Annotated in this window: 24 protein-coding genes; all 24 read left to right on the forward strand. The window is 54.6% G+C overall.

Going from position 1 to position 21,973, the window contains the following annotated elements:
• Positions 1 to 181: 181 nt before the first annotated feature.
• The 24 genes from C7820_RS02965 to C7820_RS03075 all read left to right on the forward strand — a co-directional run bounded on the left by C7820_RS02965 (position 182) and on the right by C7820_RS03075 (position 21,967).
• Positions 182 to 733, forward strand: coding sequence for a hypothetical protein (locus C7820_RS02965; protein ID WP_116229690.1), 552 nt, complete (start codon positions 182 to 184; stop codon positions 731 to 733).
• Between the two features lie 124 nt (positions 734 to 857).
• Positions 858 to 1,739 (forward strand): heptaprenyl diphosphate synthase component 1, encoded by an 882-nt coding sequence (locus C7820_RS02970; protein WP_116229691.1) that lies wholly within the window; start codon positions 858 to 860, stop codon positions 1,737 to 1,739.
• Positions 1,740 to 1,747: 8 nt separating this feature from the next.
• On the forward strand, positions 1,748 to 2,482 hold the full coding sequence (locus C7820_RS02975; RefSeq protein ID WP_076170190.1) for a demethylmenaquinone methyltransferase: 735 nt from the start codon (positions 1,748 to 1,750) through the stop codon (positions 2,480 to 2,482).
• Positions 2,475 to 3,347, forward strand: a complete 873-nt coding sequence (locus C7820_RS02980; protein ID WP_116229692.1) for a UbiA-like polyprenyltransferase — start codon at positions 2,475 to 2,477, stop codon at positions 3,345 to 3,347. Before C7820_RS02975 ends, C7820_RS02980 begins: the two co-directional genes overlap by 8 nt.
• On the forward strand, positions 3,344 to 3,997 hold the full coding sequence (locus tag C7820_RS02985; RefSeq protein ID WP_116229693.1) for a UbiX family flavin prenyltransferase: 654 nt from the start codon (positions 3,344 to 3,346) through the stop codon (positions 3,995 to 3,997). Before C7820_RS02980 ends, C7820_RS02985 begins: the two co-directional genes overlap by 4 nt.
• Positions 3,998 to 4,177: 180 nt before the next feature.
• Complete coding sequence (locus C7820_RS02990) at positions 4,178 to 5,152, forward strand: polyprenyl synthetase family protein (RefSeq protein WP_116229694.1); 975 nt, start codon at positions 4,178 to 4,180, stop codon at positions 5,150 to 5,152.
• 89 nt (positions 5,153 to 5,241) lie between these two features.
• Entirely contained in the window at positions 5,242 to 5,685 is a 444-nt protein-coding gene (gene ndk, locus C7820_RS02995; protein ID WP_076170097.1) for a nucleoside-diphosphate kinase, read from the forward strand.
• Positions 5,676 to 6,515, forward strand: coding sequence for a CheR family methyltransferase (locus C7820_RS03000; protein ID WP_309545732.1), 840 nt, complete (start codon positions 5,676 to 5,678; stop codon positions 6,513 to 6,515). Before ndk ends, C7820_RS03000 begins: the two co-directional genes overlap by 10 nt.
• Before the next feature lie 81 nt (positions 6,516 to 6,596).
• Complete coding sequence (locus C7820_RS33390) at positions 6,597 to 6,761, forward strand: hypothetical protein (RefSeq protein ID WP_163879324.1); 165 nt, start codon at positions 6,597 to 6,599, stop codon at positions 6,759 to 6,761.
• 351 nt (positions 6,762 to 7,112) lie between these two features.
• Positions 7,113 to 8,282 carry a chorismate synthase gene (gene aroC, locus C7820_RS03005; RefSeq protein WP_116229695.1) on the forward strand — a complete coding sequence of 390 codons (1,170 nt, stop codon included), beginning with the start codon at positions 7,113 to 7,115 and terminating at the stop codon, positions 8,280 to 8,282.
• Positions 8,283 to 8,284: 2 nt separating this feature from the next.
• Complete coding sequence (aroB, locus tag C7820_RS03010; protein ID WP_116231607.1) at positions 8,285 to 9,391, forward strand: 3-dehydroquinate synthase; 1,107 nt, start codon at positions 8,285 to 8,287, stop codon at positions 9,389 to 9,391.
• A complete protein-coding gene (gene aroH / locus C7820_RS03015; RefSeq protein ID WP_116229696.1) occupies positions 9,384 to 9,758 on the forward strand; it encodes a chorismate mutase in 375 nt (124 codons plus the stop codon). Before aroB ends, aroH begins: the two co-directional genes overlap by 8 nt.
• A gap of 319 nt (positions 9,759 to 10,077) precedes the next feature.
• Complete coding sequence (gene trpE / locus C7820_RS03020; RefSeq protein WP_116229697.1) at positions 10,078 to 11,631, forward strand: anthranilate synthase component I; 1,554 nt, start codon at positions 10,078 to 10,080, stop codon at positions 11,629 to 11,631.
• 25 nt (positions 11,632 to 11,656) lie between these two features.
• The gene (gene trpD / locus C7820_RS03025) at positions 11,657 to 12,697 is read left to right on the forward strand and encodes an anthranilate phosphoribosyltransferase (RefSeq protein ID WP_076170102.1); all 1,041 of its coding nucleotides are present in this window, start codon (positions 11,657 to 11,659) and stop codon (positions 12,695 to 12,697) included.
• Positions 12,687 to 13,517: an indole-3-glycerol phosphate synthase TrpC gene (trpC, locus tag C7820_RS03030; RefSeq protein ID WP_116229698.1), complete on the forward strand. Its 831-nt coding sequence runs from the start codon at positions 12,687 to 12,689 to the stop codon at positions 13,515 to 13,517. The genes trpD and trpC overlap by 11 nt, the downstream gene beginning before the upstream one ends.
• Positions 13,510 to 14,181 (forward strand): phosphoribosylanthranilate isomerase, encoded by a 672-nt coding sequence (locus C7820_RS03035; RefSeq protein ID WP_116229699.1) that lies wholly within the window; start codon positions 13,510 to 13,512, stop codon positions 14,179 to 14,181. The genes trpC and C7820_RS03035 overlap by 8 nt, the downstream gene beginning before the upstream one ends.
• The gene (gene trpB, locus C7820_RS03040) at positions 14,178 to 15,377 is read left to right on the forward strand and encodes a tryptophan synthase subunit beta (RefSeq protein WP_116229700.1); all 1,200 of its coding nucleotides are present in this window, start codon (positions 14,178 to 14,180) and stop codon (positions 15,375 to 15,377) included. Before C7820_RS03035 ends, trpB begins: the two co-directional genes overlap by 4 nt.
• Positions 15,374 to 16,180 (forward strand): tryptophan synthase subunit alpha, encoded by an 807-nt coding sequence (gene trpA / locus C7820_RS03045; RefSeq protein ID WP_076170106.1) that lies wholly within the window; start codon positions 15,374 to 15,376, stop codon positions 16,178 to 16,180. The genes trpB and trpA overlap by 4 nt, the downstream gene beginning before the upstream one ends.
• 28 nt (positions 16,181 to 16,208) lie before the next feature.
• Positions 16,209 to 17,309 (forward strand): histidinol-phosphate transaminase, encoded by a 1,101-nt coding sequence (hisC, locus tag C7820_RS03050; protein ID WP_116229701.1) that lies wholly within the window; start codon positions 16,209 to 16,211, stop codon positions 17,307 to 17,309.
• Positions 17,310 to 17,333: 24 nt separating this feature from the next.
• Positions 17,334 to 18,431: a prephenate dehydrogenase gene (locus C7820_RS03055; protein ID WP_116229702.1), complete on the forward strand. Its 1,098-nt coding sequence runs from the start codon at positions 17,334 to 17,336 to the stop codon at positions 18,429 to 18,431.
• 496 nt (positions 18,432 to 18,927) lie between these two features.
• A complete protein-coding gene (locus tag C7820_RS03060; RefSeq protein WP_076170192.1) occupies positions 18,928 to 19,521 on the forward strand; it encodes an RNA polymerase sigma factor in 594 nt (197 codons plus the stop codon).
• Complete coding sequence (locus tag C7820_RS03065) at positions 19,518 to 20,120, forward strand: anti-sigma factor (protein ID WP_116229703.1); 603 nt, start codon at positions 19,518 to 19,520, stop codon at positions 20,118 to 20,120. Before C7820_RS03060 ends, C7820_RS03065 begins: the two co-directional genes overlap by 4 nt.
• A gap of 38 nt (positions 20,121 to 20,158) precedes the next feature.
• Complete coding sequence (locus C7820_RS03070; RefSeq protein WP_116229704.1) at positions 20,159 to 20,746, forward strand: histidine phosphatase family protein; 588 nt, start codon at positions 20,159 to 20,161, stop codon at positions 20,744 to 20,746.
• 93 nt (positions 20,747 to 20,839) lie between these two features.
• Positions 20,840 to 21,967, forward strand: a complete 1,128-nt coding sequence (locus tag C7820_RS03075; RefSeq protein WP_116229705.1) for a hypothetical protein — start codon at positions 20,840 to 20,842, stop codon at positions 21,965 to 21,967.
• The last annotated feature ends 6 nt before the right edge of the window (positions 21,968 to 21,973 follow it).

Here is a 21,973-nt window from a genome sequence, read left to right on the forward strand (position 1 = left end):
AAGGAGCTCAAAAAAACAGCTCTTGAATGCAAATTAGCTGCTGGTCAGTGGATGGCAACTTACCTTAAGCACAATCTGTACAAACGCAGGCATAGCCTGCTTTTTTTCGTTGTAGAATGAGGTATGGACAGCACGTGTCCGGACGAAACTAAGGGATACTATGACGATGGGAGGGCTGTACTTGAAACGATTTCTCATTCCTGGCCTGGTGCTTGCCGTTACGCTGGGCTCGGTCCTCATCCTGCCTGCGCTGTATCATGCGGAGCACACATTTGCCCGGGAAAGCAGGGCTTTGGCCGCGTTTCATCCCCAATCGGGCTGGACGCTCGACAATGCGAATATCGTGGATGCGCTGGACAGCCTTCCCCTGACGCTGCCGATCCGCAAGGTGGAGTGGGAATCCCGCGTGCTGACGGTCGACCTGAAGGTGGCCACACCGGAGGTGTCCGTGTCTGAAATCTATTCGAATATCGCCGAGATCCTCTCATTTAGCTTTGACGGCACTTCCAATGTCGACCAGATTCTCCTTCGGCTCGTCGCAGAAGATAAATGGCTGGGCACGCGGCATCTGCTGCTGGCTGCCGATGTCCGGCGGACGGAGTGGAGTCCGGAGCTGAAACAGGCGCTTGGTGAAGCGGGAGAAGGCCCGCTTGCGGACGACATCAAAGCCCGATTCCACCTCACCGAAACGAAACTGTGGAGAGACCGGTTCGATCCGCAGGAAAACGGGTAAAAAGAAGTAAGCATACTGTGCGTGGTCTGACAAGTTGTGCTATAATAAAAAAGATTGTGAACAAAAGTTCTTGCTCGCAACAGACGACATAGAAGTGAGAAAGTTATAGGCTCGGAGGCTGACGATGAAACCGTACCGCATACCCCAACTAGCAAAGAAATATGTCGATTACGACATGATCCAAACCCATACGGAGCTGCCGCCCTATCCGGATGCCCGTGTTCATCTTCTATATATTTTTCTGAACCAGGGAAGCCGCAAGCCTTCCGTGCACACAGAGCTGCTGGCGCTTGTCACGTCGCTCGTTCAGATGGGTATTGACACGCATGAAACGATCGACACCATCCAGGGCAAACAGAACGAGGGAGAAATGCGTTCCCGTCAGCTTAAAGTGCTCGCGGGAGACTATTTCAGCAGCCGGTTCTATCAGCTTCTGTCCCAGAAGGGGCAAATCGAGGCTGTATCGACGCTGAGCGCGGCCATTTGCGATGTGAATATTTTGAAAATGAATCTGTACGGCAAAATGAAAAGCCTTCTCCTGTCAGCGGAGGAATACTTACGGCAACGGGTACAGCTGAATATGCAGCTGTTTCTTTCTTTTACCCCTTTTCTGGATGACTCGTTAAAGGAACTGTGGAAATCGCTTCTCCGCGGCTTCAGCGAATGCGAAACGGTCGTTCGGGAAATGCATCTGAGCTCAGGCTCGGAGCCGTTCTTGTACAGCTATTCGTTCTGGCACATCCTGGATGTGGCCTCGGATGAAGACAAGCTGGCCTTGAAGGAAAACCGGGTTGAACCGAAAGACTGGAAGAAGATGCTGCTTAAGTACAAGGCCGGAGAACATTTGGCGGATAAGCTGCAGCAGGCGGTGAACAGCGTGCAGTCCATCCTGAAAATGGTTAAGGGAGACGGAATGTTCCGGGAGATCGGACAGGTGCTTGACCCGTTCCTTCGTCAGCTTAACACACCGGGATCCGCAGTAGGGGAGGGATTGGCGAGAGGATGAATACCAGCATGAGTGAACGGGACACGAAGACGGAGAACAAATACTCACATGTCCAATCCGTTTTTGAGAGCATTGCACCGAAGTACGATGTGATGAACGATATTATAAGCTTTCGCAGGCATAAGGCCTGGCGGAAGTTCACGATGAAGAAAATGGCGATGAAACCCGGAGATACGGCGGTTGACCTATGCTGCGGGACTTGCGACTGGACGTTGAGCATGGCGGAAGCCAGCGGCACGGGGCAGATGGTCGGCCTCGATTTCAGCCCGAACATGCTGAAGGTCGGCATGGACAAAATCAAGGCAAGACACCTCGAGGATCAGATTACGCTGGTTCAGGGGGATGCCATGAATTTGCCGTTTGAGGATAACCGTTTTGACTACGCCACTATCGGCTTTGGTCTGCGGAACGTGCCTGACCTGGTGCAGGTGCTGAAAGAAATGCAGAGGGTAGTCAAGCCTGGAGGCATGGTTGTATGCCTTGAGGTGTCCAAGCCGACGTGGCAGCCTTTCAAAGGAATTTATTATTCTTACTTCAAGTATATACTGCCTGGACTCGGAAAGGTGTTGGCCAAAAGATATGAGCAGTACAAATGGCTGCCGGAATCGTTGGCTCTTTTCCCGGGAAGAGAGGAACTGGCAAGCATATTCCGCAGCATCGGTCTTCAGAATGTCGAAGCCTATCCCCTAACTGGCGGCGTCGCAGCATTACATATTGGGATCAAGGAGAATCGGCATGTTTAAGAAAATCGGCATTTTTCTAGAAATGATCAAAATTGAGCACACATTATTTGCGTTACCTTTTGCGTTTATGGGCGCGATCCTCGGATCGGTCGTCGTAAACGGTCACCTTCCATCATGGGCCCAGATCGGCTGGGTCCTGTTAGCCATGTTCGGAGCCAGAAGCGCGGCCTTCGGCCTGAACCGGATGATCGACCAGGTGATCGACAAGAGAAATCCGCGGACGGCGAACCGGGCCATTCCGGCAGGGCTGCTGAAGAGCGCGGAAGTGATCCTGTTTACGGTCGTTTGCTTCCTGCTACTGCTGTGGGCGGCCTATGAGCTGTCTCCGCTGGCGCTCAAACTGCTTCCGATCGCCGTGTTTTTTCTCGTCTTTTATTCCTACACGAAACGGTTTACCTGGCTGTGCCATATCGTACTCGGCTTAACAATCGCGCTTGCCCCGCTTGGCGGCTGGGTGGCCGTGACCAACGAAATCGACTGGCCGTCCATCGTTCTGTACGTATCGGTTGCCTTCTGGACTGCCGGCTTTGATATCATTTATGCGATCCAGGATATCGATTTTGACCGGAAGGAAGGCTTGTACTCCATTCCGGCGCGCTTCGGCGTCCGCAAGTCGCTGCTCATCGCACGGTATTTTCATTTCATTACCGCGATCGGATTCGTTATCCTGTTCTTTACGACCGAGCTGAGCTGGTGGTATTTTGCCGGGATGCTGATCGCCTATATTATTCTCTTCTACGAGCATTTTATTTTGTCCCCGAATGACATGAGCAAGCTGCAGGTCGCCTTCTTTACGATGAACAGCGTTCTCAGCATTCTCGTATTCGTATTCACCCTGATTGATTTGGTGGTGCAGTACCTGTGACGAAGACGGAGAACAAGAGAAGGAGCTGGGTCGTCGGGATTACCGGCGCCAGCGGTTCGGTGTATGGGGTTCGGTTAACGGAGGTTCTGCTGAAGCAGGGCTATGACGTGCACATCGTCGTCTCGAATGCAGGCTGGCGGGTGCTCGGCGAAGAGCTTGGCTGGAAAACAGCTCAAAGGGAGCTTGTGCTAAGCGAGAAATTCGGCGGCCATCCGGGCAGCGTCTATTACCATCCCGTGGCGGATATCGGAGCAACGATTGCCAGCGGCTCCTATCAGGTGGAGGGCATGGTGATTGCGCCGTGCTCGATGGGGACGCTGTCCGCTGTAGCTAACGGATCGTCCGACAATTTGATGACCCGCGCTGCAGACGTCATGCTGAAAGAAGGAAGGCCGCTGATTTTGGTGCCCCGTGAGACGCCGCTGCATGCCATTCACCTGGAAAATATGCTGAAGCTCGCCAGGCTCGGGGTGAAGATGATTCCGGCGATGCCGGCTTTTTACTTTCATCCCCGGACGATCGAGGATTTGATCGACTTCCAGGTGGGGAAAGTGCTTGATATGATGCGGATCGAGCATGAGCTGTTCAGGCGTTGGGACGGCGGGCTGGCCGGACAGGCCAAAGCTGCAGAGTCCGGTACCAAACAATAGACAGTCCTCCAAACCCATTCGTGCAGCACGAATTGTATGCTATGATTTAAATAAGATGAAAATGAATGGAAGAACGCCAGTGCTCTTTGTTTCTGCTATGCGGGCCATGCTCAAGCCGATGATTTGAACATGAACGGACAGGGAAATGCGGAGTAACATTACGCTGATACGGGTGAAGGAATGAAGAGATTAGACATATTCGGCTTACTGAAAAAAGATATGAATCAAATCGAACAAGAGCTCTTTCGCAGCATTGAGGGCGATCACGAGCTGCTGAACGAGACGTCCATGCACCTGCTGAAGGCAGGCGGCAAGCGGCTGCGCCCGGTGTTTGTGCTGATGGGCGGCAAGTTCGGCACCTATGACCTGGACAAGCTGAAGCATGTGGCCGTTCCCCTGGAGCTGATCCACATGGCTTCCTTGGTGCACGACGACGTCATTGACGATGCCGAGACGCGCCGCGGTCAATTGACCGTCAAGTCCAAGTGGGATAATAAAATCGCGATGTATACGGGGGACTATATATACGCCCGGGCTCTGCTGCTGGCCACCAAGCTGGAGAACCCGAAGATTCATCAAATCCTCTCCAAAGCGATGGTTGAGATGTCCATCGGGGAAATGGAGCAAATCCGGGACTTCTTCAATACGGAACAGAGCATCCGTCGTTACCTTCTCCGTATCCGGCGCAAAACCGCCCTTCTGATCGCGATCAGCTGCCAGCTGGGAGCGGTAGCGGCAGACGCGGAGCCGAAGGTAGGCAACCTGCTCTACCGCTACGGCTACAACGTAGGGATGGCATTCCAGATTCAGGATGATCTCCTGGATCTGTGCGGAACGGAGAAGCAAATCGGCAAGCCGCCTGGAAGCGATATCCGGCAGGGCAACATTACGTTGCCTGTGCTGTATGCCCTGGAGGACGAGGCGATTCGGGAACCGCTGCTGAAGGAGATCGCCGTCATCCGGGAACAGAACGGGGAATGCGACGTTTCCGCAGCGGTTTCGCTCATCAAATCCAGCACGGGGATCGCCCGGGCGGAGGAGCTGGCTACCCGCTATATCAACAAGGCGCTGGAGGCGCTCGACCGGCTTCCGAACCAGCGGACGAAGAAAAATTTGCGCGATATCGCCCATTTTGTGACCAAACGTTCGTATTGATACTTCCGCTGATCCGACTTTCTGTTTACAATACAAATCATAACTATGTACAACATTCGCAATGACTTGAGGAAATGGAGAGTGAGTTTATGCAGCGAACTTTTTTAATGATCAAGCCTGATGGAGTGCAGCGTGGTTTAATCGGTAAAATTATCGGCAGATTGGAAGACAAAGGTTTCAAAATGGTGGCCGGCAAGCTGGTGCAGGTGTCGGACGAGCAGGCCAAGCGTCATTACGCGGAGCATGAGGGCAAGGACTTTTATGACAACCTGGTAAAGTTCATCACGTCCGGCCCTGTATTTGCCATGGTATGGGAAGGGGATAACATTATTCAACTGTCCCGCATTCTGATGGGCAAAACAGAAGTCACAGAGGCTCTGCCGGGCACCATCCGCGGGGACTATGCTTCCCATACGCCCCATAATCTGATTCACGGCTCGGATTCACCGGAGAGCAGCGCACGCGAAATCGCCAATTTCTTCGAAGCGCATGAACTGGTGGATTACGACCGCAGCATTACGCCGTGGATGTAAAGCCAGTTTTATATAATAGCGGCGCGTCGGAAGAGCCAGGGACGCCCGACCCGGATTACATAGGGTTTATCCAGAATATTAAGCGAAGCACGGGAATCGACCTTTCGGACTATAAGGAAGCCCAAATGAAGCGGCGGCTGACGACGCTCAGGGTAAAGAACGGATACAACAGTTTTGCGGAATTTTTCGAGGCGCTGCAAAAGGATAAGCGCTTGTTTGATGAGTTTCTGGACCGGATGACGATCAACGTCTCGGAATTTTGGCGCAACCCGAACCGCTGGGAAGTGCTGCGCGATGTGATCCTTTCGGAATTGACCGCAGGTGCGCGGTCCAGGCTTAAGGTGTGGAGCGCCGCATGTTCCACGGGAGAGGAGCCCTATACGCTGGCCATGATTTTGGACGGCAAAGGGCTGCTGCAGACGAGTACGCTGGTCGCCACCGATATCGATGAGGGCGCGCTGGCCAAAGCGAAACAGGGCTTGTACCTCGAGCGTTCGCTGAAGGACGTGCCGAAGGAAGTCGCGGCCCGTTATTTTTCCCAGGAAGGTCCGATGTACAAGTTCAGCGAAGGGCTCAAGGCAAACGTCCAATTCCGTAAGCAGAATCTGCTGACCGACACGTTTGAGCAGAATCACGATCTCATCGTCTGCCGGAATGTGATGATTTATTTTACTGAAGAAGCCAAAGCCAAGCTTTACCATAAATTTGCTGCTGCCCTGCGTCCCGGGGGATATCTTTTTGTGGGAAGCACCGAGCAAATTTTTACGCCAGGCCAATACGGGCTCGAGCCGACCGAAACCTTTTTTTACCGGAAAAAGGCCGATGCTTAAGGTGTCAAGGTATATTCAAACCTTCTCTTTGCGATACTACGATTATATTACGGCATCAGACAAAGCGGAGGTTTGCACATCATGGACAAACGAAAGGTAATTACCGCGTATCAGCGCGGGTTTATTACCATTCAGGAATGCGGACAGATTCTGGGCATTGAGAGCGTCCAGCTGAGCCGCCTGGTACAGGATTCCCTGGAAGGTCAGAAGAATACGCAGCGAAGCAGCCAGCCGGTAAGCCGGTAGGCAGGCGGAAGCTGGCGCTGATAAGCACCGCTCTTTCACTTGGAAAGACGGTGCTTTTTTGTGCTTGTTACGGGGCTATTCTTTCGGGTGCCCCCATGCATAAGGCTGGAGCTGTAAACGTACCGAACAAGCTGGCCTTGATCATCGGCGGATTTTCATATATCGGGGCTAAATGAACCTAGGTTCTCCTTGATCCATCTTCTATACTGCTGAAGTGTTTTCCCTAGCTTTAGCACATGGTATATAGCTGTAGGGGTTTCTTGTCAAAGCGTGGCACCTATACTATAATGGCAAAAGATATCTGCGGATTTTAGCCAGTTAATGTTTAACAGTTTAAAGGGGGAAAGCACCATGAGTATACGCTACTTAACGGCGGGGGAGACGCACGGACCTCAACTCACGGCCATTATCGAAGGATTACCGAGCCAGTTGAAACTGGACTTTGAAGCCATCAATTTTCAGCTTGCACGCAGACAGAAGGGGCATGGACGCGGGCGCCGCATGCAAATCGAGAAGGATACGGCGAATATTGTCGGCGGTGTCCGGCACGGTTATACGACGGGAGCGCCCGTTGCCCTCGTGGTCGAAAACAAGGACTGGGCGAGCTGGAGCAGCATTATGAACGTGGAGCCAATCGAAGGGTCGGATGAAGAGAAACGCCGCGTTCACCGTCCCCGGCCGGGACATGCCGACCTGAACGGCGGTCTGAAATACAACCATAAAGACCTGCGGAACGTGCTGGAGCGCTCCAGCGCGCGCGAGACAGCGGCACGCGTTGCCTGCGGGGCGATTGCCCGCCAGTTTCTCGAAGCTTTCGGCATCAAAATTGCCGGGCAGGTCATCCGGATCGGCGAGATTGAAGCGCCGGCCAACAATCTGAGCGTCGACGAACTGATCGAACGCACCGAGGCTTCTTCGGTTCGGGTGGTGGATCCTGAGACGGAAGCGAAGATGGAAGCCTACATCGATGAAATCAAGAAAGAAGGCGATTCCATCGGGGGGATCGTGGAGTGCGTCGTTGAGGGCGTACCGGTCGGTCTGGGGAGTTATGTGCAGTACGACCGCAAGCTGGACGGACGGATCGCTCAAGCGGTCATGTCGATCAACGCGTTCAAAGGCGTTGAGATCGGCATCGGGTTTGAGGCCGGCGTGCTGCGCGGATCCCAGGTCCACGACGAGATCCTGTACGTGGAAGGCAAGGGATATACCCGGGCCAGCAACCGCCTGGGCGGTTTTGAGGGCGGCATGACCAACGGTATGCCGGTTGTCGTCCGGGGCGTGATGAAGCCGATCCCGACGCTGTACAAACCGCTGCAGACCGTGGACATTGATACAAAAGAGCCGTACACCGCTCAGGTAGAGCGTTCGGATGCCTGCGCCGTTCCGGCCGCGAGCGTGGTGATGGAGCATGTGGTCGCATGGGAAATCGCCAAGGCGTTCCTGGAGAAGTTCGGCGGCGATTCCATGGACGAAATCAAAGCCAACTATGAAAATTACCTGGCCCAAGTGGAGAGGTACTAATGATGAGGACTGTACACGTAGAGCTTGGCGACCGTTCGTATCCGATCTATATCGGCCCGGGCCTTCTTCCCGAAACGGGAAGTTATCTGGAGAAACATGGGCTGACCAAGAAAAGCACGCATCTGATCGTCACGGATGAGCAGGTTGCGGCCCGCCATCTGGACACCCTCAAGCAAAGTCTGGAAAGCCGTGGATATACAGCGGTGGTCTCGATCGTCAAGTCGGGGGAAACGTCCAAGTCCCTCGCGGTGTATGAAGAAGTGATGACGACGGCCATCCAGGGAGGTTTGGACCGCAGCTCGGCCGTTCTGGCGCTTGGGGGCGGCGTAGTTGGAGACCTTGCCGGCTTCGTGGCTGCTACATATATGCGCGGCGTCAAGTTCGTGCAGATTCCGACCACGATTCTGGCGCATGACAGCAGCGTCGGCGGGAAGGTAGCCGTCAACCACCGGCTCGCGAAAAACATGATCGGTGCTTTTCACCAGCCCGAGCTGGTGCTATACGACATGGATACGCTGCAGACGCTCCCGGCGCGCGAAGTATCCGCGGGTCTTGCCGAGATGGTCAAGCACGGCCTGATCCGGGATGCGGAGTTTGCCGGCTGGTGCCGCGACCACGCATCCGAGCTGCTGTCCCTGGACCGGGAGGCGCTGGCGTACGGATTGGAACGCGGCTGCTCCATCAAGGCCGATGTCGTGTCGGCCGATGAACGCGAGGGCGGCCTGCGCGCCATTTTGAATCTGGGCCATACGATTGGCCATGCGATTGAAGCGGTGGGTGGCTACGGAGAATTTTTGCACGGTGAGGCGATTTCCATCGGGATGGCAGGCTCGGCAATGCTGGCTGTCAAACTGGGCCGCGATGCTTCCATCTATCCGGAAACGGTGTCCATGCTGAAGGCACTGAAGCTTCCGGTCGTACTGCCGGAGCACTTGTCTACGGATGAGCTGATCGCGGCGATGAAGCATGACAAGAAATTTACGGAAGGCACCATGGTGTTTATCGTCCCGGAACGGATCGGGGAGGTCAGCATTGTGAAAGACATTCCGGAGGCTCTGGTCCGCGAAGTGATCGAAGAGCTGAGAAGAAAGGAGCCTGAGCATGTATAACCGGGGAATACGGGGAGCAACGACAGTAACCCGCAACGACGAACAGGAAATTCTGGATGAAACCCTTCGTTTGATGAAGGAAATTGCCGACCGCAACGAGATCAATCCGGAAGACATTTGCAGCATCTGGATTACGCTGACCCAAGATCTGGATGCAGCGTTTCCGGCCAAAGCGATCCGCCAGCTGGAAGGCTGGGAGCTTGTGCCGCTGATGTGTTCGATGGAGGTTCCGGTCGAGGGAAGCCTGCCGCGCTGCATCCGTCTTATGGTGACGGTCAATACCGAGAAGGGCCAGGCAGAGATCAACCACGTCTATCTGAATGAAGCGAAGAAGCTGCGCCCGGATTTGGCCGCACCCAAAGCCTGATTTGAAAAACATAGTTGCCATAACAGGGAATGTTCCTGTATAGTGTAGGTAGTTGAGATGAGTAGAGTTTAGATGAGATGAGTTAAGTATAGAAGAGCAGAGTCCATAGGGTTGCATGTTAAATTTCGTCAACATGTCCGTACTGAGGCAGTCAAGACGTTTCCTTGTATTAGGGGACGCGTGAATGCTGATGCGGTTCATGCTGTCGGACTCTTTCATATACTTATTGAAATCCAAACCTCTACTTCGGTAGAGGTTTTTTTGTTGCTTTCGAGTCTGCTGCTCAACAAAGTCCTGATCAATCGAAGGAGGGTACACGATGTTGAATCCTAGTAAAGAGCAGGTCATCGCCCTGGCCGGACAGTACAATCTGATCCCGGTCGTCAAGCGGCTGCTGGCCGATATGGAAACGCCAATCCGTATATTTCAGCGCTATGCCCAGCGGGAATGCGCATTTCTGCTTGAAAGTGTAGAGGGAGGAAGCCAGTGGGCCCGTTATTCGTTTATCGGGACGGACCCGTTCATGATGATCTCCGGCAAGAAGGGGGAAATCGTGCTGGAACAGGGCGGACAGAAGCAGCTCATGAAAGGGAAGCCTGTTGAGGAGCTCAAGGCGCTGCTTCGCTCGTATCGAAGCCCGAAGCTCGATGATCTTCCTCCGTTCACGGGAGGAGCGATCGGCTTCTTCGGATACGATCTGCTGCAGTATTATGAGAAGCTTCCCGCGCATCAGGTCGACGATCTGGGGATGGACGACATCCGCTTCATGTTCTGCGACACGGTCATCGTGTTCGATCATGTGAAGCAGCAAATTTTGCTGGTCGGCAACGTGCATGTAAAGGAAGGGGACAACGACGAAGCGATCCGCAAAACGTATGACGAGGTGGACCGCAAGCTGGAGGAGATCGCGGGGCAGCTGCAAGAGCAGGGGCCGCGAGAGAATGTCAACGGCCGCAGCATTCCGGTGGATATCGACCTCGGCGAAATCAAGTCGAACATGACCAAGGAGCAGTATATGGCGAACGTTCGCCAAGCTCAGGAGTATATTCGCGCAGGGGACATTTTTCAGGTGGTGCTGTCCCAGCGCTTTCATATCGAGACGGAGGTGTCCCCGCTGCATGTGTACCGGGTGCTGAGAACACTGAATCCTTCGCCTTATATGTATTATTTGAAAATGCACGAAGAAATCATTGTCGGCACCTCACCCGAGGCGCTGGTCAAGGTCGACGGCAACAAGGTCGGCACCCGGCCGATCGCAGGCACGCGGCCGCGTGGGGCCGATGAGGCCGAAGACAGCCGTCTTGCCGCCGAGCTGCTCGCCGACGAGAAGGAGCGCGCCGAGCATTTGATGCTCGTGGATTTGGGACGCAACGATCTTGGCAGGGTGTCGGCGTTCGGCACCGTGAAATGCGACAGCTTTATGGAAATTGAGAAGTATTCGCACGTAATGCACATGGTTTCGAATGTGTCGGGGACGCTGCGGGACGACAAAGATTTCTTCGATGCCTTTCTGTCCTGCCTGCCGGCGGGGACGGTGTCCGGAGCACCGAAGCTGAGAGCGATGGAGATCATCGCCGAGATGGAGCGAGAAGCGCGGGGCGCTTATGCCGGCGCTATCGGGTATCTGGGCTTTAACGCCAACATGGACTCCTGTATTACGATCCGGACGATCATATTCCGCAAGGGCAAAGCGTACGTGCAGGCGGGCGCCGGCATCGTGTGGGACTCCGTTCCGGAAAAAGAGTATGAGGAGACGGTGAACAAAGCCAAAGCGCTCCTGAAATCGATCCGGACGGCGGAAGCGATGTTCCCTCCGGTCAAACTGGAGCGGGAAGTGACCAATCAGGATTATTTCTTTGAATATACACCTTAATGGACCGGAAAGGAGAGGAAAGAGCATGAGCGCAAGCGAATTGATACATGCGAGTTTGTCACAATTGATCGGGGGCGCGGATCTTTCAAGGGAGGAAGCCCGCGGACTGATGCAGTGCATCATGGAAGGAGCGGCGACATCTTCTCAGATCGGGGCGCTGCTGACGGCGCTGCGGATCAAGGGGGAGACCGTGGAAGAAATCACAGGGTTTGCCGAAGCGATGAGAAGCGTCGCGAGCCATGTAGCGACCGATAACGCAAGGCTGCTGGATACCTGCGGAACGGGCGGATCGGGGATCCACAAATTCAACATTTCCACCGTCTCGGCGATTATTTCTTCTTCCGTTTCGGTCCGGGTGGCAAAACACGGCAACCGCTCGGCATCCGGCCGCGCGGGCAGCGCCGATGTGCTGGAGGCGCTCGGCGTTAACATCCACTTGAGCAGTGAACAGGCTAAACGGTGCCTCGAGGAAATCGGCATCTGCTTCCTGTTCGCCCAAATCTACCATCCGTCCATGAAGCATGCAGCCGCTCCGCGCAAGGAGCTCGGCGTGCGGACGGTATTTAATATGCTGGGACCGCTGACGAATCCGGCCGGAGCCGACCGTCAGCTGCTGGGAATCTATGACCGGAACAAGACCGAAACGATTGCAAACGTGCTGAAGGAGCTCGGCTCCAAACGTGCGCTCGTTGTGACCAGCCTGGAAGGGCTGGATGAAATCAGCATCTCGGGGCCGACGCAAATTTCCGAACTGCGTCACGGCGAAGTGCGGACCTATCAAATTCACCCGCATGATCTCGGGTTGGACGTCCACCCGCTGGAAGCCGTTCTGGGCGGCGATGCGGTGCAGAATGCCGCCATTATCCGTTCGGTGCTGGCAGGCGAGAAGAGCCCGTACCGCGACATCGTGCTGGCCAACGCGGGGGCATGTATCTATGTCGCGGGGCTTGCGGACAGCATCGCGGAAGGCGTACAGGCGGCGGCACGGGCCATCGACAACGGCAGCGCATCGGCCAAACTTGAGCAACTGATCCAAATGACAGGAGAGCTGAGCTATGTATCTTGATAAAATCGTACAAACCAAACGGGCCGAGGTGGCCCGACTCGCCGAGCATTTTTCACTTGCGGAAGCGGAGCGCCAAATCGCGGCGATGCCCGCGACCAAAGGGTTCCACCGGGCGCTGACTGCAGGACGCAAGCGGGGCATGGGTCTGATCGCCGAGGTGAAGAAGGCGTCGCCTTCCAAGGGTCTCATCCGTCCGGATTTTCATCCGGTGCGTATCGCCCAGGCTTATGAAGCGGCAGGGGCCGACTGCCTGTCGGTTCTGACGGACGTTGAATACTTCCAGGGGAGCGGGCAGTATTTGCGCGATGTGCGCGCCGCGGTGGACCTGCCGCTCCTGCGGAAGGACTTCATCATCGACGAGCGGCAAATTTATGAAGCCCGCCTCCTCGGTGCGGACGCGGTGCTGCTGATCGCCGCCATTCTGGAGCCCGATCAAATCGCTGCTTACCTGCAGCGGGCGGGTGCGCTCGGGCTCGACGCCCTGATTGAGGTTCACAGCCGGGAAGAGCTCGAAGCCGTGCTTGGCCTCGGAGCGGATCTGCACCAAGGGGCGCTGATCGGGATCAACAACCGGAATCTGCATACGTTCGAGACCTCCCTGGAGGCAACGGCAAAGCTTCGGGAGCTGATTCCACAAGGGATTCCGGTTATCAGTGAGAGCGGCATCGCCGGCAAGGAAGATATGGCGTTTTTGGAGCAGGCGGGAGCAAACGGCGTGCTGATCGGAGAGTATTTCATGCGCCGGGATGACATCGCGGAGGCGGTCCGTGACTTGATGGGGCCGATCTTATCCGGGGAAGAAGTGAAGCATCGTGGGTGAGACGGCGGTAAAAATTTGTGGACTTCAGGACGTTGAAGTGCTAAAATCAATGGTAAACTTGCCTGTGGATTTTATCGGATTCGTATTCGCACCGAGCCGGCGCCGGGTAACGCCTGAGCAGGCTGCCCTGCTTGCAGCGCAGCTGAAGGCGTGGAAGACGCCCGAAATTCCGCAAAGCGTCGGCGTGTTCGTCAACCCGGACCTTGAAGAGCTTGCCGCGATCGTGGAGGAGGCCCAGCTTGACGTCGTTCAGCTCCATGGACAGGAAAGCCCGCAATTTTGCCGGGAGGTCAAGGAGCGCTTGGGGACCCGGGTATTCAAGGTCTTATCGGTTCAGTCCCTTAATGAGAATTCTGAAGCATCTATAAATCATGAACTATACGCAGGCGTGATCGACGGCCTGCTGCTTGATACATTTGATCCGGTGTATGGCGGAGGATCGGGAAGCACGTTTGCCTGGGAGGAGATACCGGCATACCGCGATTGGGCGAGAGCCCAAGGGATTCCGTTGTTTGTAGCCGGTGGCCTTCTGCCGTCCAACGTGGCCGAGCTGATTGATAAATACAGCCCGGACGGCGTAGACGTTTCCAGCGGCGTGGAAAGTGACGGAGTGAAGGATATAGACAAAATCGCAGCATTTGTGGGAAGGGTGAAGCAGGCATGACAACACAATTACCAGACAAGAACGGACGCTTCGGACCGTTTGGCGGAAGATTCGTTCCCGAGACGCTCATGAACGCGCTGATCGAGCTCGAGGAGTCATACAACCGATATTCGGACGACCCAAGCTTTCAGGAGGAGCTGAACTATCTGCTTAAGCAGTACTCCGGCCGTGAGACGCCCCTGTATTATGCGGAGCGTCTCAGCAAGCATTTGGGGCAGGCGAAGATCTACCTGAAACGGGAGGATCTCAATCATACCGGCGCCCATAAAATCAACAACGCGCTCGGACAAGGCGTCCTCGCCAAACGAATGGGCAAGACGAAGGTCATTGCCGAGACGGGAGCAGGCCAGCATGGTGTGGCAACGGCAACCGTAGCCGCACTCCTGGGCATGGAATGCAAGGTATTTATGGGGGAAGAGGATACGAAGCGGCAGGCGCTGAACGTATTCCGGATGCAGATGCTGGGCGCCGAAGTCGTACCCGTTACGTCCGGTTCGCGCACGCTGAAGGACGCCGGCAACGAGGCGCTGCGGTACTGGGTCAGCCATGTCGACGATACGTTCTACATCCTCGGCTCTGCCGTAGGGCCGCATCCGTATCCGATGATGGTGCGCAACTTCCAGCGGATTATCGGCGACGAGACGCGCCGCCAGATCCAGGAGGCCGAAGGGCGTCTTCCGGACTATGTTGTGGCGGCCATCGGCGGCGGCAGCAATGCGATCGGCATGTTCTATCCGTTTATCGAAGACAAGGACGTCCGGTTGATCGGCGTAGAGGCAGCTGGTAAGGGTGTGGAGACCGCCTTCCATGCGGCGACGATGAGCAAAGGCACCCATGGCGTCTTCCAAGGCTCCATGAGCTATCTGCTGCAGGACGATTTCGGCCAGGTACAGGAAGCCCACTCCATATCGGCTGGTCTGGATTATCCGGGTGTCGGACCGGAGCATTCTTACCTTAAGGACATTGAGCGCGCCCAATACGTTCCGATCACGGACCAGGAAGCGCTCGACGCGCTTCAGCTGCTATGCCGGACGGAAGGGATCATTCCGGCCCTGGAATCCGCGCATGCGATCGCTGAAGTCGTGAAGATGGCGCCGCGGCTCGGAGAGGATGACATCGTCGTCATCTGCCTGTCCGGACGGGGAGACAAGGACGTGGAGTCCATCATGGCTTATACGGGAGGTAAACAGGCATGAATTTGATGGATCAAACGTTTGCCCGTCTCAAACAGGAGAATCAAACGGCGCTGATTCCGTTTCTGACCATCGGTGACCCGGATCCCGATACGTCGGTTGAAATTATAGCCGGTCTCGAAGCGGCCGGAGCCGACATGATCGAGCTGGGCGTGCCGTATTCGGATCCCTTGGCCGACGGGCCGGTTATTCAGCGGGCTTCCGAGCGGGCGCTGAAGCATCAGGTGACGATCAAGACCTGCATGGAAACGGCGGTAAGAGCGCGCAAGGCCGGGGTGAAGCTGCCGTTCATCCTGTTTACTTATTACAATCCGGTGCTTCAGTTCGGGCTGGACCGCTTTTTTGAAGAGGTCAAAGCACATGACATCAGCGGCATCATCATCCCGGACCTGCCGATCGAAGAGTCAGCCGACGTGCGTGCCCGGGCCGAACGCTCGGATATCCATGTCGTGCCGCTGGTGGCTCCGACCTCCCATGAGCGGATCAAATCGATCGTGGAAGGAGCCAGAGGCTTCATTTACTGCGTATCCTCGCTCGGCGTAACGGGTGAGCGGGCGAGCTTCCACGAAGGCGTGGAAGATTTCATCGCCAGCGTGAAGAAGTATACGGACATTCCGGTGGCCATCGGCTTCGGTATTTCGAACAGGGAGCAGGCGGTGCGCTTTTCCCGGATCTGCGACGGGGTCGTCGTGGGCAGCGCCATCGTCCGCAAGGTCGAAGAGGCCATTCCGCTGCTGCAGGGCGGAGATACGCATGAACAGGGGCTTTTGCAAATCCGTGAATTTGTGGCACAATTAAAACCATAATCTTGAGTTGAAAGTGAGGGGGGATACGGTGAAACCAAAATCCCAGATAGTGAACATTCCGGTTTATGAGCCGGGGAAACCGATTGAAGAAGTCAAGCGGGAGCTTGGTCTCAGCGAAGTCATCAAGCTGGCTTCCAACGAAAATCCTTACGGCGCTTCGCCGCGTGTGAAGGAGGCGGTGCTTGCCGAGCTCGACAACATCAGTCTGTACCCGGACGGAGGCGCGGTGGAGCTTACGGCTGAAGTGGCCCGCTTCCTGGGTGTTGAGCCCGGGCAAATCATTTTCGGCTGCGGATCGGACGAAGTCATCGCCCTGATCTGCCGCGCGTTCTTGGTTTCCGGCGACGAGACCATCATGGCGGATCAAACCTTCTCCGTGTATAAAAGCAACGCCGACATCGAAGGGGCCGTCAGCATCGAGGTTCCGCTGGTGGACGGAAAGCATGATCTTGAAGCGATGCTCGCCAAGCTCAGCAGCAAGACGAAGATCGTCTGGATCTGCAACCCGAACAACCCGACGGGAACGATTCTCTCCGAAACTGAATTGACCGGTTTCCTGGATCAAGTTCCATCGGATGTGATGGTGGTGCTGGATGAGGCTTACTTCGAGTATGTAACCGACCTCTCCTACCCGGACGGAAGCAAGCTCCTATCCCAATATCCAAACCTGGTCGTTCTCCGGACCTTCTCGAAGATCTACGGCATGGCCTCCCTGCGGATCGGCTACGGCGTGGCTCAGCCTGAAGTCATTCAGCTGATCAACCGGGTGCGCGAACCGTTCAACACAACGCGGGCAGCCCAGGCAGCGGCCAAAGCGGCGCTTGGCGATCAGGAATATGTGGCTAACTGTCGCATCGCGAACGCGGAGGGCATCAAGCAGCTGCAGGCTGAGTTCGACCGGCTGGGCCTCGATTACTTCCCGGCGCACGGCAACTTTATTATGGTCAATGTGCGCAAGCCTGCGGTGGAAATGTTCCAATCGCTGCTTCAGAAGGGGATCATCGTTCGCGCCGGATTCGGCAAGTATCCGAACCATGTTCGTGTGACCGTTGGATCCGAGGAACAAAATAAAGCATTTATTCACGCATTGGAGCAGGTATTGAGCGAAGATAAGGCCCAAGTGCAGTAAGTGCGAACAAACGAGTGAGGGAACATGAATACAACGAAGATTGCTATATTTGGAGTGGGTCTGATCGGCGGTTCGCTGGCGCTTTGCTTTAAAGGGAAGCCCGGCTTAACCGTCGTGGGCCATGCCCATCTCCCAGAATTGGCCGACAAATATATAAGCCGCGGCGTCGTCGACGCAGCGACGCTGTCCATGGAAGAAGCCGCACTTGATGCGGACTTCATTTTTTTGTGCGTTCCTGTAGGTATGCTCGAAGAATACCTGGACCGGTTAAGCACACTCCCATTGAAAAAAGGCTGCATCATCACCGATGTGGGCAGCACGAAGGCAAGCATCGCACAGGCGGCGCGTGCGCATGATTTCAAGGACTTCTACTTCATCGGCGGGCACCCGATGGCCGGCTCCGAGCGTTCCGGTGTAGAGGCGGCCACGCCGCTGCTGTTTGAGAATGCGTATTATGTGCTGACTCCACCCCCGGGCACGCCTGACCATGCTTATGACGCGCTGGCGCAGCTGCTGTCTTACACCCGCGCCCAAATCGTCAAGGTGGATCCGGTCCTGCACGATGAAATCGTCGGGGCGATCAGCCATCTGCCGCACATCATCGCGGTGGCTCTGGTGAACCAGGTGTGCGATTACAATCATTCCAATTCCTTATACCGGCTGCTCGCGGCAGGCGGTTTTCGTGACATTACCCGGATTGCATCCAGCGATCCGCTGATTTGGCGCGACATCCTGCTGGGCAACAAAAACGTGCTGCTCAGACAGCTCAAGGACTGGAATGAAGGCATCGCCGCGTTCGTAGAGATGCTGGAAGAGGGCGATGGACAGGGGATTCAAGAGGCGTTTGCCAAAGCGAACGATTTCCGCAGCGAGCTTCCGGAACGCCGCAAAGGCATGATTACACCTAGTTTTGATCTGTACCTCGACGTACCGGATACACCCGGTATTATCGGGAAAATCGCCACAGAGCTGGGCGTTCGGCACATCAACCTCAGCAATATGCAGATCATCGAGAGCCGGGAGGACGTCCCGGGCATTCTGCGCCTGTCCTTCAGGCAGGAACATGATTTGGAGCGGGCCAAGGAACTGCTGCAATCCATGAGTTATCAGGTATCGCAGTAAATTTTAAAACGTTTACAAAAAAACGCTTACTTTAGTGTTGACAAAATGAAAACGTATACATATAATAAAAGTACAGTATGGTTTCTCTCCACTCCTATCCAAATAAATGGCACTTTGTGCAGCCACCCGATGCGGGTGGTTTTTTTTGCCTTTTTTATTTTTCGGCCTTTTTTTTCTATAATCTAGCAACATTTACGGGGCGAAATTCGTCTATTAAGAGATTAGTGACGATTCACTGTGTCCCAAAAAGCGTTAATATCTCCTTGGATTTGGCAATTTTGTTTGAGGTTCGACTGACTAGCAGGAATTAATATGTTACAATGGAAATGATATATTTGTAGAATCGTTGCCGATTTTGCCGAATACATAGCTTTTTGGACGTTTATACTGCCGCGCGGTGGCGTAAATACCGCAACTTTTCATCACCTGTTCAGTACAAACATATAACTGAATCGAACGGGGATGCTTGTGTACGGTCGAGGAGGTCACAATGGAAATGACGGATTCGCAGATGATACAGGACATCAAGAAGGGCAATGTTGAGCTCTTCTCTGAATTGATGCGCCGTTATCAGCGGAAAATATTGGCTTTTGTATATCATATGCTTAAAAGTTCACATTTGGAGTTAATGGCGGAAGACCTGTGTTCAGAGACGTTTTACAAGGCTTTCAAGAGCCTGCATTCGTTTCGGGAGGTCGACGCGTCGTTCTCCACATGGCTCTATACGATTGCCCGGAACACGGTGCTCAGCGAGCTGAGAAAGCAGCGCAGCGCCAATGTGCCGCTGGAGGAGAGCGGGGTTACGCCGGTTGCGCCGATGGAGGTGGCGCCGGAGCAGGCCATCTTGCGCACCGAGAAGGTGGAGCTGGTTCGCGAGGCCATTAACAACCTGCCGGAAAAGCAGCGATCCGCGCTCATTTTACGGGAATACGATCAGCTCGATTACCAGGAGATTGCCGACATTTTAGGTCAAAGCGTCAGCTCTGTAAAATCTCTTCTATTCCGGGCAAGGTCCAGTGTAAAAGTTCAGCTGGAGCCGTATTTTTACGAGCTGACGTATGAAGAATATGAAGGGATGAAAAGCAAATGAATTGCGATGAGGCTCACAGCCTGTTCGGCATCGTTTTGGATTTGGAAGAAGACGATCCGAGACGGATTGAGCTCGAACAGCATACAGCCACTTGCAGTGATTGCCAAGCAGAATTGGCGTTATGGAAGGAAAGCCGGCTTCTCATGATGGAATTGCAGGAGGAGCCGACCGAAGAACAGGCAGAGGAAATCAACCGGAACGTCATGGACCGCATATACCGGGAGTCTCCGTGGCTGATTCCGGACCAGAGCAAACCTTTTGCTGTACCTGCATCTACCCGAAAACGCATGTCCTGGTGGATTGCCGGGTTTGTCATGGTATTTTTGGTGAGCTTTCTGTATTGGGTCATCATGGATAAGCCGTTTGTTAAAGAGACAGCCGAAGCTGTACCTACCGGGATTCTTCCGACCGGCGTGGCGGGTTCGTCCGTGGTGACGGAACAGGTCAGTTATGTGATCCCGAAGACGAACAGCGGGATTATCGAGCCGCTTGTCGCCGGTATGGGTCCGACCCATCCACAGTACTGGATGATTCTGTCGGTACTCGGGGTAGGAATGGCTCTCTTTTCATTGGGAAGGGTCAGCCGTATCAGGAAATAGGTTCTTTCACATATATATAGAAGAAAGGGGGTACGCGTATGATGATCGGTTTGATCCGCCACGGACTGACGGATTGGAATAAGCTCGGCAAAATTCAGGGACAGAGCGATATCCCTTTGAATGAAGAGGGCAGGCAGCAGGCGGAGCGTCTTGGGGAAAGGCTGCTTCACGAACCGTACCGCTGGGATTTTATCATCAGCAGCAAGCTCTCCCGCGCGCGGGAAACCGGGCAAATTCTGGCCGACAAGCTCAACATTCCACTGCTTGAGCCTGATGAGCGGCTGAATGAACGGAGTTTTGGTCAAGCGGAGGGACTGACGGCCGATGAACGGGAAAGCCGCTGGGGCAAGCAGTGGGATGTTCATGACCTGGGCCAGGAGACGATCGAGCAGATTGAGGCTAGAGCTTTGGCGTTTATGGAGGATATGTGGACGGCTTACCCCGATAAAAACATGCTCGTCGTGAGTCACGGCGGGCTGTTGGCACAGCTGTACAAGTCACTGTACAGGGATAAATATACGGAACGGATTGGCAACCTGTCGCTTACGATCCTGGAGAAAAAGGATATCGACTGGGTGCCGCTCCTCTATAACTGCACTCGCCATTTGGCGGAAAAGAACGGATAACTCGGACAAGCGCCGGGTTATTTTTTTTGCCCGGATCGAATAAAAATTGTAATAATTCCCATAATGGTAGTAAAACGGCGAGGCGATGATGACATGAATTTAGCGGATATGCTTTCGTATGCGGATATCGGCCAGCTGACTACCATTGCAAGCCACTACCAATGCCAGTGCAAACGGAATTCCAAGCATGAACTGATCCAGAGCATCCTGGTCACGCTGAACCGGAGGGAGTTTATCGCGCAGCAGGTCAACACGGTTTCCCTTCAAGATTTACGTTTTCTGAATTCGGTTTTGTTTGACAGCAGATCGTTTTACAGCGTAGAAGATTTGGCGGCTGTCGTCCGGCAGACGACTTTTGACCTCCCGGCAAACGAGGTGCATGAGACCCCGAGGGAAGCTATCGCCCGCTATAAGCGCAGCGGCTGGCTGTTCAACGGGATGACATCCAGCACCAAGTATCTGTTTCAAATGCCGAGCGATCTGAAGGACCGGTTCCGGGCCGAGCTTGGACACACGCTGAAACGAAAGGTCGTTAAAGCCGGAGAGCCTCCGGTTTACCGGGAAGAACAGGATTTGTGCGCCGAGGATCTGATGTACATGCTGAAGTATGTGAACCAGCAGGAGATCGAGCTGAATCAGGAATTCGTGATGTACAAGCGATACCAGCAGCAGTTAATGGACATGTTCCATGTCAGCGAGCCCCTGCTGACCAAAGGGGGATGGCGCTTTGGCTACGGCAGGAGCTTCAATGCATACCCCAACCGGATGGCGCTTCTGTATGACTATGCTTTCTACCACAGATATATCGAAGAAAACGGCAGCCGGCTGGAGCTGTCGGGCAAGGGCGCTGAGCTGCTGGAAAGCGGGACGAAAGAAAGCATGGTACAAATTTTCCGCTTTTGGTTAAAACTTTATAAAAGCGCCATACCTAACTTGGCATCCCTCGTATATTGGACCGGGGAATGCGCCAAGGAATGGGTAACCGCCGCTTCCCTGCATGATGCTTTGGGCTGGCTGATCAAACCGTTTTATTACGACACTGCAGAGTCGATATTAAATGAAAGAATTATCGCGATGATGATGCATCTTGGGCTGATCCGCATCGGAGAAAGTCCGGAGAGCGGCATGGTTCTGAAGATGACCGCTTTTGGACAAAAGCTGGCCAGCAAAAGCCTGAACCTCGGAAGCGGCGAGCTGGAACCGCTCATTGACAAGTCATAGCCGCCT

The sequence above is a fragment of the Paenibacillus sp. VMFN-D1 genome, assembly GCF_003386155.1.
Classification (GTDB): domain Bacteria; phylum Bacillota; class Bacilli; order Paenibacillales; family Paenibacillaceae; genus Paenibacillus_AQ; species Paenibacillus_AQ favisporus.

Bases quoted from the DNA above. Each gene is read 5' to 3' on its own strand.
- ndk (WP_076170097.1), top strand. From the start codon at position 5,242: ATGCAGCGAACTTTTTTAATGATCAAGCCTGATGGAGTGCAGCGTGGT.
- aroB (WP_116231607.1), top strand. From the start codon at position 8,285: ATGAGGACTGTACACGTAGAGCTTGGCGACCGTTCGTATCCGATCTAT.
- trpC (WP_116229698.1), top strand. From the start codon at position 12,687: ATGTATCTTGATAAAATCGTACAAACCAAACGGGCCGAGGTGGCCCGA.
- trpA (WP_076170106.1), top strand. From the start codon at position 15,374: ATGAATTTGATGGATCAAACGTTTGCCCGTCTCAAACAGGAGAATCAA.
- C7820_RS02970 (WP_116229691.1), top strand. From the start codon at position 858: ATGAAACCGTACCGCATACCCCAACTAGCAAAGAAATATGTCGATTAC.
- trpE (WP_116229697.1), top strand. From the start codon at position 10,078: ATGTTGAATCCTAGTAAAGAGCAGGTCATCGCCCTGGCCGGACAGTAC.
- C7820_RS02975 (WP_076170190.1), top strand. From the start codon at position 1,748: ATGAGTGAACGGGACACGAAGACGGAGAACAAATACTCACATGTCCAA.
- C7820_RS02990 (WP_116229694.1), top strand. From the start codon at position 4,178: ATGAAGAGATTAGACATATTCGGCTTACTGAAAAAAGATATGAATCAA.
- C7820_RS02980 (WP_116229692.1), top strand. From the start codon at position 2,475: ATGTTTAAGAAAATCGGCATTTTTCTAGAAATGATCAAAATTGAGCAC.
- C7820_RS03075 (WP_116229705.1), top strand. From the start codon at position 20,840: ATGAATTTAGCGGATATGCTTTCGTATGCGGATATCGGCCAGCTGACT.
- C7820_RS33390 (WP_163879324.1), top strand. From the start codon at position 6,597: ATGGACAAACGAAAGGTAATTACCGCGTATCAGCGCGGGTTTATTACC.
- C7820_RS03055 (WP_116229702.1), top strand. From the start codon at position 17,334: ATGAATACAACGAAGATTGCTATATTTGGAGTGGGTCTGATCGGCGGT.
- trpB (WP_116229700.1), top strand. From the start codon at position 14,178: ATGACAACACAATTACCAGACAAGAACGGACGCTTCGGACCGTTTGGC.
- C7820_RS03060 (WP_076170192.1), top strand. From the start codon at position 18,928: ATGACGGATTCGCAGATGATACAGGACATCAAGAAGGGCAATGTTGAG.
- trpD (WP_076170102.1), top strand. From the start codon at position 11,657: ATGAGCGCAAGCGAATTGATACATGCGAGTTTGTCACAATTGATCGGG.
- C7820_RS03070 (WP_116229704.1), top strand. From the start codon at position 20,159: ATGATGATCGGTTTGATCCGCCACGGACTGACGGATTGGAATAAGCTC.
- aroC (WP_116229695.1), top strand. From the start codon at position 7,113: ATGAGTATACGCTACTTAACGGCGGGGGAGACGCACGGACCTCAACTC.
- aroH (WP_116229696.1), top strand. From the start codon at position 9,384: ATGTATAACCGGGGAATACGGGGAGCAACGACAGTAACCCGCAACGAC.
- C7820_RS03065 (WP_116229703.1), top strand. From the start codon at position 19,518: ATGAATTGCGATGAGGCTCACAGCCTGTTCGGCATCGTTTTGGATTTG.